The sequence below is a fragment of the Achromobacter sp. JUb104 genome (assembly GCF_024806975.1).
Classification (GTDB): domain Bacteria; phylum Pseudomonadota; class Gammaproteobacteria; order Burkholderiales; family Burkholderiaceae_B; genus Achromobacter; species Achromobacter spanius.
Map to the genome: position 1 here is coordinate 1,758,777 of NZ_JANUEY010000001.1, position 17,101 is coordinate 1,775,877.

Sequence of the window (17,101 nt, forward strand, 5' to 3'; positions counted from 1 at the left end):
ATTCCGGCTGCCCCCTCGGCGGTTCCGCGTCATCACCAAGAACTCAAACAATCGGCTCGTTTCCGGGCCGGGGAGACAGACAGATGCGTATCAAACCCCTGTTGGCGGCTGCGGCCGCCACGATGGCCGCCTGCGCGGCGCAAGCTCAATCGGATGTGGTGCGCCTGGGCGTATCCAATGACCGATCGGGCATCTACTCGGATTTAGGCGGACAAGGTTCCGAGATGTCGGTGCGCATGGCCGTCGAGGACTTCGGCGGCAAGGTGGCGGGCAAGACCGTGGAAGTGGTGGGCGCCGACAACCAGAACAAGGCGGACGTGGCCTCGGCGCTGGTGCGGCGCTGGTTCGACACGCAAGGCCTGGTTGCCGTGGTGGACGGCGGCGCCAGTTCGGCCGGGCTGGCCGCGCAAGGCGTTGCCCGGGAAAAAGGCGGCACGGCGTTGATCAGCGGCGGCTTTGCGGGCGACTTCAGCGGCAAGCAATGCAGCACGCTCAGCACGCAGTGGGCGCCCGACACCTACGCCTTGTCGAACGCCGTCGTGAAAAGCGTGGTGCAAGCCGGCGGCAAGTCCTGGTACTTCATCACCACCGATTACGTATTCGGCAAATCGCTGGAAAGCAATGCCACCCGTTTCGTGCAAGAAGCGGGCGGCAAGGTGCTGGGCAGCACGCGCCATCCGCTAGGCGCCCTGGACTTCGCCTCGTTCCTGCTGCAAGCACAGGCCTCGAAGGCAGAAGTGGTGGGCCTGGCGAGCGCCGGGGGTGACCTTGTGAATCTGATCAAGCAAGCGCAGGAATTCGGCCTGACCGGCGGCAAGCAGCGCTTGTTGACCTTCCTGACCTTCATCAACGACGTCCAGGCCATGGGCCTGCCCGTGGCGCAGGGCCTGACCTTTCCCACCGGGTTTTACTGGGACGCCGACGAAGACACCCGCGCCTGGACCAAACGCTGGCAACAGAAGATGGGCGTGACGCGCCCGCCGTCCATCGTGCAGGCGCTGAGCTATGTGGCCACCACGCATTACCTGCAAGCCGCGCAGGCGGCCGGCACCTTCGAGGGCGAAGCGGTCAATAAGAAGATGCGTGAATTGCCCATCACCACCAAGCTCATCAAGAATGCCCGCATCCGCCCCGAGGACGGCCGCGTCATCATGGACCTGTATCTGGTCGAAGTGAAAAAACCCGCCGAATCCAAGTACCCGGGCGACTTCTACCGCATCTTGTCCACGGTGCCGGGCGACAAGGTGTTCGTGTCGTTGGCCGACAGCGAATGCCCCCTGATCAAAAAGTGAATATCGCGCCACGGCGCGTGGGTGTAGGCTGCTGGCTATAACAACCCCAAACGGAGACATCCCCATGAAGTGCTATTGCGTCGTCAACTTCCGCGAGCCCTTGCAGGAAATGGAGCAGCCCACGCCTACCCCCCAAGGGACACAGGTGCTGTTGAAAGTGCGCGCCGCGGGCGTCTGCCACAGCGATATCCACTTGTGGGAAGGCGGCTACGACCTGGGCCAGGGCCGCACCCTGGCCCTTAAAGACCGCGGCGTGTCGCTGCCGTTGACGATGGGCCACGAAACGGTAGGCAGCGTGGTGTCGGCCGGGCCGGACGCGCAAGGCCTGTCCAGCGACAAGAACTACCTGGTGTATCCGTGGATCGGCTGCGGCAAATGCACGCCTTGCCTGGCCGGCATGGAAAACCATTGCAGCGCGCCCGCCTGCCTGGGCGTGCACCGCGCGGGCGGCTACGCCGACCACATCGTGGTGCCGCATCCCAAATACCTGATCGACATCGGCGACCTTGACCCCGCGCAGATCGCGCCGTACGCCTGCTCGGGCCTGACCACGTATTCCGCGCTGAAGAAGATCGGCGCGGACATCTACCGCGAACATCCCGTGGTGATCTTCGGCGCGGGTGGCCTGGGGCTGATGAGCCTGACGCTGATCAAGGCATTGGGTGGCGCGGGCGCCATCGTGGTCGACATCGACCCCGCCAAGCGCGCAGCCGCGTTGGAAGCCGGCGCGCTGGCCGCCATCGACGGCGCCGCGCCGGACGCCGCGCAGCAGATCATCAAAGCCGCGGGCGGCAAGCCGGTTCAGGCCGCGATCGACCTGGTCGGCGCGCCCGCCACCACCTCGCTGGCGTTCGACTTCCTGACCAAGGGCGGCAAACTCATCATCGTCGGCCTGTTCGGCGGGGCATCGTCGTGGCCGATCGCGTTGATCCCCATGAAGGCGATGTCCATCATCGGCAGCTACGTCGGCAACCTGGCGGAATTGCAGGAATTGATGGAACTGGTGCGCGCGGGCAAGGTGCCGCCCATGCCGGTACACCGCCACGCGCTGGCCGAGGCCGACAGCGTATTGGCGGCGCTGCGGGCGGGCAAGGTGGTGGGTCGGGCGGTACTGACCACCGCTTGATCCTGGCTAGGCGGTAAAAAGGGGAGCCTTCTCGGGCTCCCCTTTTTTGTTCATGCCGCTTTCAAGCGCGGGTCGTACACAAACCGTTCGCGCCGCACCACCACAATGTGTTCCGCATCCGGATGCGCCGGATTGATCAGCAGGTTGCAGTCGGGCACGCCACGATAAGGCACGATGGCGCTGGGCAATTCAAGTAACGCCGACACGCCGGATTCCACCCAGTTGTCGCCCACCGCCTGCGAGGCTTCGGCAAACGGCACCGCCTCCCAGAACGGGAAATCCCGCTGCAACTGGTTCACCGTCAGCACCTGGCGGGCATCATGGATGGCGCGCGGCACGGCCACCTCGATCAGATAGCGATTGGCCTGTTCGGACGCCCGCACGGCAAAATGCACCACGGTTTCCAGCACCGCCAAGGCCACGCTGGATGACGTGTACACCACCGCCGTACCCGGGCTGTTGTAGCGCCCGCCCACCGCCGCTGCCCCCGCTCCGCTCAAGTCATCCGCGCGGTACGTGCCGGCGGTTGTGCCGATGCGCCACAGGGAAATGAAATCGCTCATGCGTACACGCCGGCCGCCGCCCGGGCCAGGGTGTCTTCCACGATGCGGCTGCTGGCGTCCGAGGTCAGCAAGGACAAGGGCTTGACGTTGCCCAAAGCGGGCACGGGCGTGTTCAGCCACTGCACGGCCTCGTCATCGCTGCCCAGCACCTGACGCGCCACGCGCGCTACCCGGGCCACGCGCGCCAGCCGGTCGGATTCGCCCAGCGGCAGCATCTGCCCTTCCCGGGTCCAGCGCGACAGCGATGCGGCCTTGACCTCGGTGATGGCCATGATTTCGGACTTGGGCACTTGCAGGAAATCGGCCGCGTCGTCCACCATCTGCGCGGGAAGGCCCCGGCGCACGTCGCGCGCCATATCGCTTAGCGGGCTGTCCACCAGCTCCTGGAACAACTGCTTGGCGCGCGCCGTTGCGCGGCGAGGCGGGCGGGTGGCGGCAGCGCCGCGCTTGTCTGCCGATTTTCCGGGAATGGCGATGGTCATCATGCGCTCCTGGGATCCTGAGACCCTATACCAAACAGAATTTATGATATCCCATTTGGAAATCGAGCCGCAAGCTGCAAAGCCGCGTCTGTTCGCCCGGGCGTGCACCGAAATTGGGCATATCATAGGCGGCGTTACACACGATCACTTACAAGGACTGGCAATGACGGACCGGCAGTTGACGATACTTGCGGCGTTGAATCTCATGGTGGCGGTAGGCGCGGGCGCTTTCGGCGCGCATGGGCTCAAGCGCATGCTGACGCCAGAACTGCTGTCCGTCTGGCAGACGGGCGTGCTGTATCACCTGATCCACGCGCTGGGCCTGTTCGTCATCGCACTGCTGGGCGCCCGCTTCGGTTCGCCCTTGCTGTCCGCCGCCGGCGTGGTGATGTTTGTAGGCATCGTGCTGTTCTCAGGCAGCTTGTACACGCTGTCGCTGACGGGCGTGCACTGGCTGGGCGCGGTTACCCCCTTAGGCGGAACCGCCTTCCTGGCCGCCTGGGCCATGGTCGCGCTGGCGGCCTATCGCGCCCAGGGCTGACCCTCACCTCATTCGCGCGTCCCCTTTCCCCACGGCGGCAGGAACCGCCGCCCTTGCAGGTTTCCGATGTCTTCCTCAACTGTATTGCCCGCCGCCCGGGACCACTCCGCCTTCGCAGGCATCGCCTGTGTGGTGGGCGGCATCTTTTTTCTAACGCTTAGCGACGCCAACGCCAAATGGCTGGGCGAGCACTACAACCCGCTTCAAATCCTGTTCCTGCGCGCACTGATCGCGCTGCCTTTCGTGACGGCGCTGGCCTTGTGGCTGGGCGGCCGGCGCGTGCTGCGCACCACGCATCCCGGGCTGCATCTGGTGCGCGGCGCCATCAACGTCGTGTCGGCCTGTTGCTTTTATCTGGGCCTGCGCGCACTGCCCTTGGCTGAAGCCACCGCCATCGCCTTCGCGGCGCCGCTGTTCGTGACGGCGCTATCCGTGCTGATCCTGAAAGAGCGTGTGGACAGCAAGCGCTGGCTGGCCGTGCTGGCCGGTTTTATCGGTGTGCTGATCGTGGTGCGCCCTGGCTCGGCGGCATTCCAGGCCGCCACGCTGTATCCGCTGACCACGGCCCTGCTCTACGCGGTCATGATGATCACCGCGCGCGGCATCAGCCGGGGCGAAGGCATGTTGACGACCACGTTCTACATCGTGTTTGGGCAGTTGCTGTGCAGCGCGGTCGGCTTGCCCTGGGTGTGGCAGACACCCACCGTCGAGCATCTGCCTTACTTCGGCGGCATCGCGCTATTCAGCACGCTGGGGCTGGCGTTGATTACGCAGGGCTTTCGGATCGGCCCTGCGTCGGTCGTGGCGCCGTTCGACTACACCGGCCTGATCTGGGCCACGATACTGGGCTGGATTTTCTGGCGTGAAGCGCCTGACGCCTATGCCTATCTGGGTGCGCTCTTCATTGCGGGCAGCGGCGTGTACATCGCCGTGCGCGAGGCCCGCGCAAAGAGCAAGCGCCGCGGCAAGGCATAAGGCCGCGGTCCGGGCGTTGCGCCCATCTGAAAAGCCTATTCGGTAGGCGCGGGAAAATTGCGGGCCAATACCCGCGCCACATTCGGTTCCAGCGCCGCCTGGCTGGCAACCGCCGCCAAGGCCGGGCATTCCGCCTGGAACCACGCCTGCCCCGGACGCCAGCGCGTCATCACCGTCACATACAGGTCCAGCGCGGAAAATCGCCGGCCCAACATGTGGGGCGACCCGGCCTGCTGTTCAAGTTCCTTCCAGAGCTCCGCGCGCCGGGTATGCACGCGCTCGCGCAATAAGTCCGCCGCCGCGCCCTCGCCCGCCCATTGCGACGGAATATCGCCGTACGTGAACGTGGGGTACACCGCGCCGACCAGACGCAGCAGCACGTTCAGAAAGTACGCCCGTTCAGGCTTGTCGGCTGATGGCGCCAAGCCGGCCTGCGGCGCCACGTCGTTCAGGTGCAGGATCATCGCCGCGCTTTCGGTCATGACCTCGCCTTCCGGGGTGATCAGCGTCGGCACCTGCCCCAAGGGGTTCAGTTGCAGCAGGCGGTCGCGCTCGGGGCCGGGTTTCAGATAGGGCACGTCCGTCAGCGTGTGTGGCACGTTGGCCAGCACCAGCGCCATCTCGACAATGGCCGACCCGCACCCGGCCGATCCGATCAACTCGTAGGTCTTCATCGCTTACCCTCCAGATTGCGCCGGCGCTACCCGCAGCAATTGGCCGGGCGAGGCGTCGGTCAGCACATACACATAGCCGTCCGGCCCTTGCCGCACGTCGCGTATCCGGCTCTTGCGGTCTACCAGCAGCCATTCCTGGCCCACGACACGGTTGCCGTCCAGCGTCAGGCGAATCAGGTTCTGATTACCCAAGGCGCCGATGAACACCGAGTTTTTCCAAGACGGAAAACGGTCGGCATCGTAGAAAGCCATGCCGCTGATGGCGGGCGACTTTGCCCACCAGAACAGCGGCGCTTCCGTGCCCGGCGCGGTTTCGCCCTTGGCCTCGGGAATGCGCAGGCCCGAATAGTTGATGCCATGCGTGGCCAACGGCCAGCCATAGTTCTTGCCCGCCTGAACCAGATTGATTTCGTCGCCGCCACGGGGGCCGTGTTCGTTTTCCCAAAGATCACCCGACCACGGGTTGATCGCCATGCCCTGCGGGTTGCGATGGCCGTAGGACCAGATCTCGGGCCGCGCCCCGGTCTTGCCCACAAAGGGGTTGTCTTCGGGCACCGAGCCGTCCAGCTTCAGGCGCACGACCTTGCCTTGCAGCTTGTCCAGATCCTGCGCGGTGGGACGCTGGTTGTTTTCGCCCAGCGCAATGAAAAGATGGCCCTTGCCGTCGAACACCAGGCGCGAACCGAAATGCAGGCCGGATGACAGCTTCGGCATTTGCCGGAACAGCACCTTGAAATCTTCCAGGCCGCTGGCATCGTCCGACAGCCTGCCCCGGCCAACCGCCGTACCGCTCTTGTCGCCATCGGATTCGGCATACGACAGGTACACGTACCGGTCCTTCGCAAAGTCGGGTGACAGCGCCACATCCAGCAAGCCGCCCTGCCCGCGCGCGGCCACCTTCGGCACCCCGGACAGCGGCTTGGACAAGCCGCCCGGCGTGCGCAGTAAACGCAGCGTGCCGGGCCGTTCCGTGATCAACATCCCACCGTCCGGCAGGAACGCCATGGCCCAGGGATGGTCCAGCCCACCCACCACCGGCGTCACACGCGCGGCAACGGAGGGCGGCTCCTGGCTTGCATGTGCAGGCTTGGCCCACACCATGGCGCCCGCCATGACCAGCGTTGAAACCGAAAAAAATGAGATCGCGCGCGTGCTCGCGGCGGTGCGTGACTGCATGGACATCTCCGGCGGCAAAGGGCTGAATGCGGGTGTGGCGGCTATGACAAACTGGCGCGAAGCGCCCAGCGGGTGGCGTACCATAGCGCCCAGGGACGGGAGCCCCCCGTTCTTCCTTTCCGGAGACCCCATCGCATGAAACTGTACTACATGCCCGGCGCGTGCTCGCTCGCTTCTCACATTGTTCTGGAGTGGGTTGGCCAGCCCTACGAAACGCACGCGCTCAGCCGCGAAGCGCTCAAGGGCCCTGAATTTCTGAAGGTGAATCCGCTGGGCGCCGTGCCCGCGTTGACCGATGGCGACTGGACCCTGACGCAGAACGTCGCCATCCTGGAATACATTGCCGAACAGGCGCCGCAAGGCAAGCTGCTGGGCGACGGCAGCGCCCGCTCGCGCGCCGAAGTCCGCCGCTGGCTGGGCTTCATCAATTCCGACATCCACAAGACGTTCTCGATGATCTTCGGCGCTTCCCGCTTCCTGGGCGACGAAGGCGCGCAGAAGGAACTGGCCGGCTCGGCCTCCAAGCTGTTGACCAAGCTGTTCTCGCAAATCGATGCGCAACTGGCGGGCAAGTCGTACCTGGCGGGCGACGCGCCGTCGATCGCGGACGCCTATCTGTACGTGGTGCTGCGCTGGGCGCGCGCCAAGGAAGTGGACCTGGCCGGCCAAGACAATCTGGCGGCATTCGAAAAGCGCATGGAAGCCGACAAGGGCGTCCAGGCCGCGTTGAAGGCCGAAGGGCTGTAAAGCGGGGTAAGCCAAACGGGGGGAAGCCTACTGGCGGACCAGCCCAGGCTCAGCCCGCCTCTGCTTCCCCTTCCAAGGTTTTCTTCACCGCTGCCAGAAACCTGCGCGCCAACAGCGGCGGCGCGCTCAGGTTCGAATACGTGGCCCATACCTCGACGCTGGCTTCGGGCGCGATGGGCCGCAACACCATATGCGCCGACTGCTCGGTCGACACGCACCAGGTGTCCACCAAGGCCGGCCCCAGGCCTTGCTGCACGAACGAACACGCCGTGACCGGTGAATGCACTTCGATCGCCGCGGCATGGCGCGGCCCCTCGCCAAAAAACGGTTGCAGCGCGCGTCCCAATGGCGTGTCGCGGGGGTAGCCGATCCAGGCGGCGGACGAAAAATCCTCGGGCTGCACCACCTTGTGGCTGGCCAAGGGATGGGCCGGCGGCATCACGCACACCACGGGCACCTGCGCCAGGCGCACCGACGTCAGGTTTGGATGATCGGGCGGCTGCATCGAAATGCCGATATCCGCCTGCCCCGACAGGAAGTACGCCGCCAACTCGTCGAACGTGACGCTGCGGTAGTCCACCCGCGCGCCCGCATTACGGCCGCGAAAGCGCTCAAGCGCCATCGGAATCAGACGCTGCCCGAAGCTGGCGCTGGCCACGATCTTCAACATGCCCGCGCCGGACTGCCCCAGGCTGGCGGCCAGATCGTTCACGCGCTGGATGCCGCCATACACCTGCTCCACCTCGGCATACAGCCGACGCGCTTCCGCCGTGGGCGACAAACGGCTCTTGACCCGTTCGAACAAGCGATAACCCAGGCGGCTTTCCGTCAATGCCAGCACCCGGCTGACAGCGGGCTGCGACACATGCAGCATGCGCCCCGCGCTGCTGATGGACCCCGACATCATGATGGCCCGAAAAACCTCGATCTGACGCAGGTTCAACGGCCGCCCCGCGCTGGGGCCGACCTCATCCGCATAGCCTTCCACATCCATTTTTATTCCCCTTGACCAATAACGGCGGATTATAGGATTGCCACATTTTTCGATGATGCAGTGCCGCAACGCGGGTGTAATCTGCGCCGGTCACCACAACAAAACAAGGGGAATACCACCATGCATCGCACCTTCTTCCGCAGCGTATCCGCGCTGGCGCTCAGCGCCGCCCTGATCGGCACCGCCTCGGCCGCCGGTACCTATCCCGACAAGCCCATCACCTTCGTGGTGCCCTCGGCCGCGGGCGGTTCGCCCGATGTGCTGTCGCGCCTGATCACCACGCAAATCGCCAAAGACACCGGCGCCACGATGGTGATTGAAAACCGCCCGGGCGCGGCCGGCAACATCGGCATCTCGCTGATCAAGCGCGCCGCCGCCGACGGCTACACCGTGGGCTACGGCAACATCAACACGCTGGCCGTGAACCGCTCGCTGTTCAAGCGCCTGCCCTATGACGTGGACCAGGACCTGACCCCGGTCGCGCACATGTTCGACCTGTACAACGCCTTGATCGTGCCGGCCGAATCGCCCGTCAAAAGCGTGCAAGACCTGATCGACCGCGCCAAGAAGGAACCTGGCCGCCTGTCCTACGGCGCATCGGGCGTGGGCACCACCGGCCACATGGGCGGTGAACTCTTCAAGAGCATGGCCAAGGTGGACGTCATGTTCATCCCGTACAACGGCGGCCCCGCCGCCATCCAGGACCTGCTGGGCGGCCGCCTGGACTACCTGTTCGTCAACACCTCGGAAGCCGCGCCGCTGGTTGCCAGCGGCAAGGTGCGCGCCATTGGCGTCAGCAGCCTGAAGCGCCTGGCGCTGATGCCCGACGTGCCCACGCTGGATGAGTCCGGCCTGAAGGGTTATGAAACCGTGGCCTGGGGCGGTGTTGTCGCCCCCAAGGGCACGCCGCCCGAAGTCGTGACCACGCTGAACGCCGCCATCCAGAAAGCACTGCAAGCGCCCGAAGTGCGTACCGGCCTTGCCACGCTGGGCGCTGAACCCGCCACCGGCTCGCCGCAGGAATTCAAGCAATTGATTGATCGCGAAACCGCCAAGTGGAAAAAGATCATCGACACCGCTGGCATCGAAAAGCTGGACTAAGCACTCATGACCTTGCCCACCTTGCAGGCTGACTTCATCGTGGCGGGCGCCACGCTTATCGACGGCTCGGGCGGCCCCGCCCAGCCGGGCGACCTGGCCGTGCTGGGTGATCGCATCGTGGCGGTGGGCAGCTTTGCCCACCCCGCGGGCGTGCCGGTGATAGACGGGCGCGGCCAGGTGCTGGCGCCCGGCTTCATTGATTCCCACACCCACGATGACGGCTATCTGCTGGCGCATCCCGACATGCTGCCCAAGGTGTCGCAAGGCATTACCACTGTCGTCACCGGCAACTGCGGCATCAGCCTCGCGCCGCTTCAGCGCGACAACATTCCGCAGCCCCTGGACCTGCTCGGCCCCGCCGAGCTGTTCCGCTTTGCCACGTTCCGCGCCTGGATGGACGCGCTGCGCAGCACGCCCGCCGCGGTCAACGTGATTCCGCTGGTGGGCCACACCACCTTGCGGGTGGCTGTGATGGACGACACCTCGCGCGCCGCTAACGACAGCGAACGCGCCGCCATGCGTGGCCTGCTGCAAGAAGCGCTGGACGCGGGCGCCTTCGGCGTATCCACCGGCACCTTCTACCCGCCCGCCAGCGCCGCGCCCACAGATGAAATCATCGACGTTTGCCTGCCCTTGAAGGCAGCCAAGCAAGCGGGCCGCCCCGGCCTGTACGCCACCCACCTGCGCGACGAGGCCGATCACATCGTGCCCGCCATGGAAGAGGCGCTGCTGATTGGCCGCGAACTCGATTGCCGCGTGGTGTTCTCGCATCACAAATTGGCCGGCGAACGCAACCACGGCCGCACCCGCGAAACGCTGGACCTGATCAACCGCGCCGCCGCCAGCCAACCCGTCTGCCTGGACTGCCACCCCTACCCCGCCACGTCCACCATGCTGCGGCTGGACCGCGCGCGGCTGGCCAGCCGCACGATGATCACGTGGTCCAAAGGCTACCCCGAGGCCACCGGCCGCGACTTCGCCGAAGTCATGCAGGAACTAGGCCTGGACGACGAAGCCGCCGTCACTCGCCTCGCGCCCGCAGGCGCCATCTACTTTCTGATGGACCCCGCCGACGTCAAACGCATCTTCGCGCATCCGCTGACGATGGTCGGCTCTGACGGACTGCCCTTTGACCCCCACCCGCACCCACGCCAATGGGGCACCTTCACCAATGTGTTGCGCACGATGGTGCGCGAACAGCAACTGCTGTCGTTGGAAGCGGCCATCCACAAGATGACCGGCCTGGCGGCTGACCAATATGGCATCGCCGGGCGCGGCCTGCTGCGCCAGGGTTATCATGCTGACCTGGTGCTGTTCGACCCCGCCACCGTGACGGATACGGCGACGTTTTCAGCTCCCATTCAGGCAAGCCAGGGCATCCACGCGGTGTGGGTCAACGGCAAGCAGATCTGGGACGGGGAACAAACCAGCACGCAACGCCCGGGCCACGTATTGACGCCCGGTGATGCATCAGTTCGGAGTACATAAAGTGAACACGTTTTCCCAGGGCTGCTACCTGGGTGTATTGGGCGGAATGGGGCCCATGGCCGGCGCGGCCTTTGCCCTACGCCTGGCGGCGCTCACGCCCGCCGCGATTGACCAGCAACACATCCCCACCTTGTTGCGCAACGATCCCCGCATTCCCGACCGCTCCAGCGCCTATATGGCCGGCGGCGAAAGCCCCCTGCCCCATATGGTTCAAGGCGTGCGCTTTCTGGAGGAAGCCGGCGCGCAACTGATCGCCATCCCGTGCAACACGGCCCATCTCTGGTACGCCGACATCGCGGCCAGCACGGGCGTGCCGGTGCTGCACATCATTGAAGCGGTCATCGACGACCTGCGCCGCCTTGGGCTGCCGCGTGGCCGCATCGGCCTGATGGGCACGGCCGCCACGCTGAAACTGGGCTTGTACCAACAGCACCTTCAAGCGCAAGGCTACGAGTGCATCGTGCCCGACGACGACGAGGTCGAACGCTACTGCATGGGGTCCATACGCGCCGTCAAGGGCAACCGCCTGGAAGAGGCTTTTGCCCCCGCCGCCGAGTGCATTGCCCGGCTGAAGGCGCGCGGCGCCGACGCCGTGGTGCTGGGCTGCACCGAACTGCCGCTGGCCGTGCCGCATGCGCTGCGCCCAAGCCTGGGCGTGACGCTCACGGATTCGATCGACGCGCTGGCCCGCGCGGCCATCGCGCATTACGAAGCGGACCTGGCCAAGCAACGCATCGCCGCCTGAACGGCAACGCGCAAACTCCACGCGAAGGCGAAAAAAAAGCGCACCTTCCGATGCGCCCGAATTTCCCTTCGCGGGGAAGCTGTCAACGTATGCTTATCCGCCCAGGTAGGCCTTGCGGACTTGATCGTTGACCAGCAAATTGGCGCCCGTGTCTTGCAGCACGACGCGACCGTTTTCCAGCACATAACCGCGATCGGCCACACCCAGCGCCTTGTTCGCGTTCTGTTCCACCAGGAACACCGTTACGCCCTGCTCGCGGATCTCGCGGATGATGTCGAAGATCTGCGCGATCACCAGCGGGGCCAGGCCCAAGGTGGGTTCGTCCAGCAACAACAAGCGCGGCCGCGTCATCAGCGCCCGGCCGATGGCCAGCATCTGCTGTTCGCCGCCCGACATGAGCCCCGCGCGTTGCGCCGCGCGCTCTTTCAAGCGCGGGAACAAGCCATAGACGTGGTCGATGCCCGCGTCGATCTCCGAGCGCTTCGAAAAGAAGCCGCCCATCATCAGGTTTTCGGCAACCGTCAGGTCTTTGAACACCCGCCGGCCTTCAGGCGAAATGGCGATGCCACTGCGCATGATGTGGTGCGTGTCCTTCTGGGTGATGTCTTCGCCATCAAACGTGATCTTGCCTTCACGCGCCCGGGGGTTGCCGCACACCGTCATCAACAGCGTCGTCTTGCCGGCGCCATTGGCGCCGATCAGCGTAACGATTTCGCCCTGGTTCACTTCCACCGACACGCCGTTCAATGCCTGAATGGCGCCGTAGTACGTGTGTATGTTTTCCAGCTTAAGCATTATTCCTCCCCCAGGTACGCTTTAATCACGCGCTCGTCGTTGCGCACCGCATCGGGGGTGCCCGTCGTGATGGGCTTGCCGTGTTCCATGACGAGAATACGGTCGGAAATGCCCATGATCAGGCTCATGTCGTGCTCGATCAGCAGCACGGCAACGCCGAACTCGCGCCGAAGCTGGTCGATAAGCGATTGCAGATCGCGCTTTTCCTGCGGGTTCAGGCCGGCTGCCGGCTCGTCAAGCATCAGCAGGCGCGGCTTGGTGATCATGCAGCGCGCGATTTCCAGGCGGCGCTGGTGCCCGTAGGCCAGGTTGCCCGCCTCGCGGTTGGCAAATTCACGCAGCCCCATGAAATCCAGCCACTGCGCCGCGCGCGCCAGCGCATCGGCTTCCGACTGCCGATAGCCCTTGAGCTTCAGCAGACCCGGCAGCAGCCGGGATTCCACCTGAGTGTGCTGGGCCACCAGCAGGTTTTCCAGCACGGTCAACTGCTTGAACAGGCGCACGTTCTGGAAGGTGCGCACCAGCCCGTGGCGGGCCACCTTGTGGCTGGGCAAACCGTTGATCGGCTTGCCGTCCATGATGATCTCGCCCGCGGTGGGCGCATAGAAGCCGCCCACGCAATTGAACACCGTGGTCTTGCCTGCCCCGTTGGGGCCGATGATGGCGAACACCTCGTCGGATTTGACTTCGAATCCCACGCTGTCCACGGCCAAGAGGCCGCCGAACCGCATGGTGAGTCCGGATACTTTCAGCAATGCCTCGCTCATTTAGACAGCTCCACGTGGGGACGCTTCATGGGCAACAACCCCTGCGGACGCCACATCATCATCAACACCATCACCAGACCGAACATCAGCATCCGGTATTCGGCGAACTCGCGCGCCAGTTCGGGCAAGACGGTCAGCAAGATGGCCGCCAGAATCACGCCCACCTGCGAACCCATGCCGCCCAGCACCACAATGGCCAGAATCAGCGCCGATTCAATGAAGGTAAACGACTCCGGGTTCACCATGCCCTGGCGGGCCGCGAAGAACGCGCCGCCGAAACCGGCGAACGTGGCGCCCAGCGTGAACGCCGACAGCTTGATCCGCGTGGGGTTCAGCCCCAGCGAGCGGCATGCGATTTCGTCTTCGCGCAACGCTTCCCAGGCGCGGCCGACCGGCATGCGGATCAGACGCGTGGACACGGCAAGCGTAATCAGCGCCAACAGCAAGGCCATCAGGTACAGATAGATCACCATGTGCTGGTTGTTGAACGTCAGCCCGAAGAAGTCATGGAACGTCGTGCCGCCTTCCGTGCTGGCGCGGCGCGTCATTTCCAGGCCGAACACCGTGGGCTTCGGAATGCCGGAAATACCGTCCGGGCCACCCGTCAGCGTGTTCAGGTTGATGAGCAGCAGGCGGATCATTTCGCCAAAGCCCAAGGTCACGATAGCCAGGTAGTCGCCGCGCAGCCGCAGCACCGGAAAGCCCAGCACGAAACCGAACAAGGCCGCCATCGCGCCCGAAAACGGCAGCGCTTCCCAAAAGCTCCAGCCGCCCCAGTGATACAGCAGTGCGTACGTATACGCGCCCACGGCATAGAAGCCGACAAAGCCCAAGTCCAGCAAGCCGGCAAAACCCACCACGATGTTCAGGCCCAGGCCCAGCATCACGTAGATCAGCACCAGCGTGGCAATGTCGACCGAACTGCGGCCCGAAAAGAATGGCCACACCACCGCTATCGCCAACAGCAACAGCATCAGCCCTTTGTGGCTCTTGGCGGGCGCCGCCGGCAAGGTCGGCAGCGCCGTCTTCAGCTTGCGGAATGGCGCGGCGATCCAGGGCCGCAGCATCTGGAAGGCGAACACCACGGCCGCGGCAAGCGCCACCAGCCCCCAGTTCGGTTCCATCGATGTGCGCGCGCCCTGACGGATCAGTTGCAGGCCAAACACCGGCGTAACGATCACCGCCGTCAGCACGGCCGCCATCGTGGCGTTTTTAAGATTGTTCTTAGACATCAGACTTTTTCCACCTCAGGTTTGCCCAGCAGCCCGGTGGGACGGAACAGCAGAATCAGGACCAGCAGCGAGAACGCCACGATGTCCTTGTACTGTGACGAGATATACGCGGCCGCGAAGGTCTCGGCCAAGCCCAGCAGCACGCCGCCCAGCATGGCGCCGGGGATGCTGCCGATGCCGCCCAGCACCGCCGCCGTAAAGGCCTTGATGCCGGCCAGGAAGCCGATGAAGGGGTTCAGCTTGCCGATGGTGATGGCGATCAGCACGCCGCCCACCGCCGCCAGGATCGCGCCCATCACGAACGTGAACGAGATCACGCGGTTGGTGTCGATGCCCAGCAGATTGGCCATGTGCATGTCTTGCGAGCAGGCGCGCGAGGCGCGGCCCATGCGGGAATACTTGATGAACAGCGTCAGGCCGATCATCAGCACCACCGTCACGACGATGATCATGATGCGCGAGTACGGCACCGTCACGTCGAAGTCGGATCCCATGTGGAACTGCACGGCGCCGGATACCAGCGAGGGCACGGCCATGTCGCGCGCGCCTTGGCCCAGGGCCACCCAGTTCTGCAGGAAGATCGACATACCGATCGCCGAGATCAGCGCCACCAGGCGGGGGCTGCCTCGCACGGGCCGATAGGCAACCCGCTCGACCGAAAAGCCATACACGCCGGTCACGGCAATGGCGACGAGCAGCATGGAAGCAATGATGAATGGCATCGGCAAGCCGCTATTGGTGCCGATGGCCGTCAAGGTGACCAGGCCGACATAGGCGCCGATCATATAGATTTCGCCGTGGGCGAAGTTGATCATCCCGATGATGCCGTAGACCATTGTGTAGCCGATGGCGATCAACGCGTAGATCGCGCCCAGGGACAATCCGTTGAAGAATTGCTGGGTAAGTTGGGGTATGAGGTCAGACATTATCTATTGCTCCAAATGGTTCCGGCCCCGGTGAAGAGACCCGGAGCCGGAAACCTGGGCGGTTTTTCTAAGGGCCTGTGGTCACCGCCTGCCGGCCGCACAGCGCTTTTGGCGCTTCGCTACGCGGATTACGGCACAACGAAGACAACAGGCCCTACACGCCGGCACCGCGCCGGCGGATCGCGAGTTTACAGCTGGGTCTTTTTGCCGTCCTTATCCCACTTGTAGACGGCGAACTCGAAGTTCTTCAAATCGCCCTTGGCGTCGTATTCGACCTTGCCGATGCCGGTGTTGAAGGTGGTCTTGTGCATGTAGTCAGCGACCTTGGCGGGGTCTTCACCCACGGCGTTGATGCTGTCGACCAGGATTTGCACGGCGGCATACGCCGGCATCTGGAAGGCGCCGTCCGGATCGCGCTTGGCGTCCTTGAAGGCCTTCACAATGCCTTCGTTGCCCGGCAGCTTGGTGAAGTCAGCCGGCAGCGTGACCAGCAGGCCTTCGATGGCCGGGCCAGCGATGGCCACCAGATCCTGGTTGGCCGTGCCTTCCGGACCCATGAACTGCACCTTCAGGCCTTGTTCACGCGATTGGCGCAGCAGCAGGCCCAGTTCGGGGTGGTAGCCGCCGAAGTAAACCAGGTCCACGCCAGCCGACTTCAGCTTGGTGATGATGGCCGAGTAATCGCTGTCGCCAACGTTGATGCCTTCAAACAGCGCCACATTGACGTTCTGCTTGGCCAGCGCGTCCTTGACCTGGGTGGCAACACCCGAGCCGTAGGTTTGCTTGTCATGCAGGATGGCGACCTTCTGCGGCTTGAGCGTCTTGGCGATGTAGTTGGCGGCGTACGGGCCTTGCTGGTCGTCGCGGCCAATGGTGCGGAAGAAGAAATGCGGCTTGATGGTGTCGGTCACCAGCGGCGACGTGGCGCCCGGGGTGATGCCGACAATGCCCTCTTCCTCGTACACCTTCACGGCGGCCACGGTGACGCCCGAGCACGCATGGGCCACGGCGAACTTGGCGCCGGAGTTGACCACGCGGTTGGCGGCCGGAACAGCCTGCTTGGGTTCGCAGCCGTCGTCGATCAGGATCGGCTCAAGCTTCTTGCCCTTGACGCCGCCCTTGGCGTTGATGGTTTCGATCGCGGTCAAGGCGCCGGCCTGGATCTGGTCGCCATATTGGGTGTTGGGGCCGGTCATGGGCTGGGGAATGCCAATCTTGATGGTGTCGGCGGCGTGTGCGGCGCCAGCCAAGGCAAGTGCCCCAAGCGCCATGGCTACCGGGGTAAGGCGATTCAGAAACTTCATGCGGAGTTCTCCAGCGAGGTTTTGAGCGGCTCTGATTGAAACGGGCTGTCGGGTGGATACCCCGCCATCCGTATCGCGCGTCGCCGGCTTCTTGGGCAAAAACACGGTGTGGGCGGTATTCTGGGAGCTAGCCGTCATACTGTCACTGCGTGTAATCCCCAATATTTCCCGGC

Annotated in this window: 18 protein-coding genes; 8 read left to right on the top strand and 10 right to left on the bottom strand. The window is 64.5% G+C overall.

Translation table 11 applies throughout. The features are described 5' to 3' along the window. Nucleotides 1–83 precede the first annotated feature (83 nt). Together M2361_RS07935 and M2361_RS07940 are read left to right on the top strand one after the other, a co-directional pair. Nucleotides 84–1,292, top strand: coding sequence for an ABC transporter substrate-binding protein (locus M2361_RS07935; protein WP_259247600.1), 1,209 nt, complete (start codon nt 84–86; stop codon nt 1,290–1,292). Between the two features lie 64 nt (nt 1,293–1,356). Then, a complete protein-coding gene (locus tag M2361_RS07940; protein WP_259247601.1) occupies nt 1,357–2,418 on the top strand; it encodes an alcohol dehydrogenase in 1,062 nt (353 codons plus the stop codon). Between the two features lie 50 nt (nt 2,419–2,468). On the opposite strand, the gene M2361_RS07945 is transcribed toward M2361_RS07940, so the two are convergent. Both M2361_RS07945 and M2361_RS07950 read right to left on the bottom strand, forming a co-directional pair. Further along, a complete protein-coding gene (locus M2361_RS07945) occupies nt 2,469–2,981 on the bottom strand; it encodes an RES family NAD+ phosphorylase (RefSeq protein WP_050444690.1) in 513 nt (170 codons plus the stop codon). After that, on the bottom strand, nt 2,978–3,463 hold the full coding sequence (locus M2361_RS07950) for an antitoxin Xre/MbcA/ParS toxin-binding domain-containing protein (RefSeq protein ID WP_100855834.1): 486 nt from the start codon (nt 3,461–3,463) through the stop codon (nt 2,978–2,980). The genes M2361_RS07945 and M2361_RS07950 overlap by 4 nt, the downstream gene beginning before the upstream one ends. Nucleotides 3,464–3,626: 163 nt before the next feature. On the opposite strand from M2361_RS07950, the gene M2361_RS07955 reads away from it, so the two are divergent. Further along, nucleotides 3,627–4,004 (top strand): DUF423 domain-containing protein, encoded by a 378-nt coding sequence (locus M2361_RS07955; RefSeq protein WP_050444688.1) that lies wholly within the window; start codon nt 3,627–3,629, stop codon nt 4,002–4,004. 66 nt (nt 4,005–4,070) lie between these two features. Further along, nucleotides 4,071–4,979 (top strand): DMT family transporter, encoded by a 909-nt coding sequence (locus tag M2361_RS07960; protein WP_259247606.1) that lies wholly within the window; start codon nt 4,071–4,073, stop codon nt 4,977–4,979. A 35-nt stretch (nt 4,980–5,014) separates the two neighbouring features. Here M2361_RS07960 and M2361_RS07965 read toward each other — a convergent pair whose 3' ends face one another. Both M2361_RS07965 and M2361_RS07970 read right to left on the bottom strand, forming a co-directional pair. Beyond that, the gene (locus tag M2361_RS07965) at nt 5,015–5,653 is read right to left on the bottom strand and encodes a glutathione S-transferase family protein (protein WP_259247607.1); all 639 of its coding nucleotides are present in this window, start codon (nt 5,651–5,653) and stop codon (nt 5,015–5,017) included. Nucleotides 5,654–5,656: 3 nt separating this feature from the next. Beyond that, the gene (locus tag M2361_RS07970; RefSeq protein ID WP_279996203.1) at nt 5,657–6,754 is read right to left on the bottom strand and encodes a PQQ-dependent sugar dehydrogenase; all 1,098 of its coding nucleotides are present in this window, start codon (nt 6,752–6,754) and stop codon (nt 5,657–5,659) included. A gap of 210 nt (nt 6,755–6,964) precedes the next feature. Between M2361_RS07970 and M2361_RS07975 the strand changes: the two genes are divergently transcribed. Further along, complete coding sequence (locus M2361_RS07975) at nt 6,965–7,576, top strand: glutathione S-transferase family protein (protein WP_259247610.1); 612 nt, start codon at nt 6,965–6,967, stop codon at nt 7,574–7,576. Between the two features lie 49 nt (nt 7,577–7,625). Here M2361_RS07975 and M2361_RS07980 read toward each other — a convergent pair whose 3' ends face one another. Further along, the gene (locus M2361_RS07980) at nt 7,626–8,570 is read right to left on the bottom strand and encodes a LysR family transcriptional regulator (protein WP_259247618.1); all 945 of its coding nucleotides are present in this window, start codon (nt 8,568–8,570) and stop codon (nt 7,626–7,628) included. A 120-nt stretch (nt 8,571–8,690) separates the two neighbouring features. On the opposite strand from M2361_RS07980, the gene M2361_RS07985 reads away from it, so the two are divergent. The 3 genes from M2361_RS07985 to M2361_RS07995 are packed head-to-tail and all read left to right on the top strand — an operon-like array spanning nt 8,691 to nt 11,904. After that, entirely contained in the window at nt 8,691–9,671 is a 981-nt protein-coding gene (locus M2361_RS07985; RefSeq protein ID WP_100855839.1) for a tripartite tricarboxylate transporter substrate binding protein, read from the top strand. A gap of 6 nt (nt 9,672–9,677) precedes the next feature. Continuing rightward, nucleotides 9,678–11,159, top strand: coding sequence for an amidohydrolase family protein (locus M2361_RS07990; RefSeq protein WP_259247624.1), 1,482 nt, complete (start codon nt 9,678–9,680; stop codon nt 11,157–11,159). 1 nt (nt 11,160) lies between these two features. Next, on the top strand, nt 11,161–11,904 hold the full coding sequence (locus M2361_RS07995) for an aspartate/glutamate racemase family protein (protein WP_259247633.1): 744 nt from the start codon (nt 11,161–11,163) through the stop codon (nt 11,902–11,904). Nucleotides 11,905–11,997: 93 nt separating this feature from the next. Here M2361_RS07995 and M2361_RS08000 read toward each other — a convergent pair whose 3' ends face one another. From M2361_RS08000 to M2361_RS08020, 5 genes are all read right to left on the bottom strand, one after another. After that, complete coding sequence (locus M2361_RS08000; protein ID WP_259247634.1) at nt 11,998–12,699, bottom strand: ABC transporter ATP-binding protein; 702 nt, start codon at nt 12,697–12,699, stop codon at nt 11,998–12,000. Continuing rightward, nucleotides 12,699–13,466 (bottom strand): high-affinity branched-chain amino acid ABC transporter ATP-binding protein LivG, encoded by a 768-nt coding sequence (gene livG, locus M2361_RS08005; protein WP_259247636.1) that lies wholly within the window; start codon nt 13,464–13,466, stop codon nt 12,699–12,701. The genes M2361_RS08000 and livG overlap by 1 nt, the downstream gene beginning before the upstream one ends. After that, the gene (locus tag M2361_RS08010; protein WP_259247638.1) at nt 13,463–14,698 is read right to left on the bottom strand and encodes a high-affinity branched-chain amino acid ABC transporter permease LivM; all 1,236 of its coding nucleotides are present in this window, start codon (nt 14,696–14,698) and stop codon (nt 13,463–13,465) included. The genes livG and M2361_RS08010 overlap by 4 nt, the downstream gene beginning before the upstream one ends. Further along, complete coding sequence (gene livH / locus M2361_RS08015; protein ID WP_100855845.1) at nt 14,698–15,624, bottom strand: high-affinity branched-chain amino acid ABC transporter permease LivH; 927 nt, start codon at nt 15,622–15,624, stop codon at nt 14,698–14,700. The genes M2361_RS08010 and livH overlap by 1 nt, the downstream gene beginning before the upstream one ends. Before the next feature lie 188 nt (nt 15,625–15,812). Further along, entirely contained in the window at nt 15,813–16,928 is a 1,116-nt protein-coding gene (locus M2361_RS08020; RefSeq protein WP_259247643.1) for a high-affinity branched-chain amino acid ABC transporter substrate-binding protein, read from the bottom strand. Between the last annotated feature and the right edge of the window lie 173 nt (nt 16,929–17,101).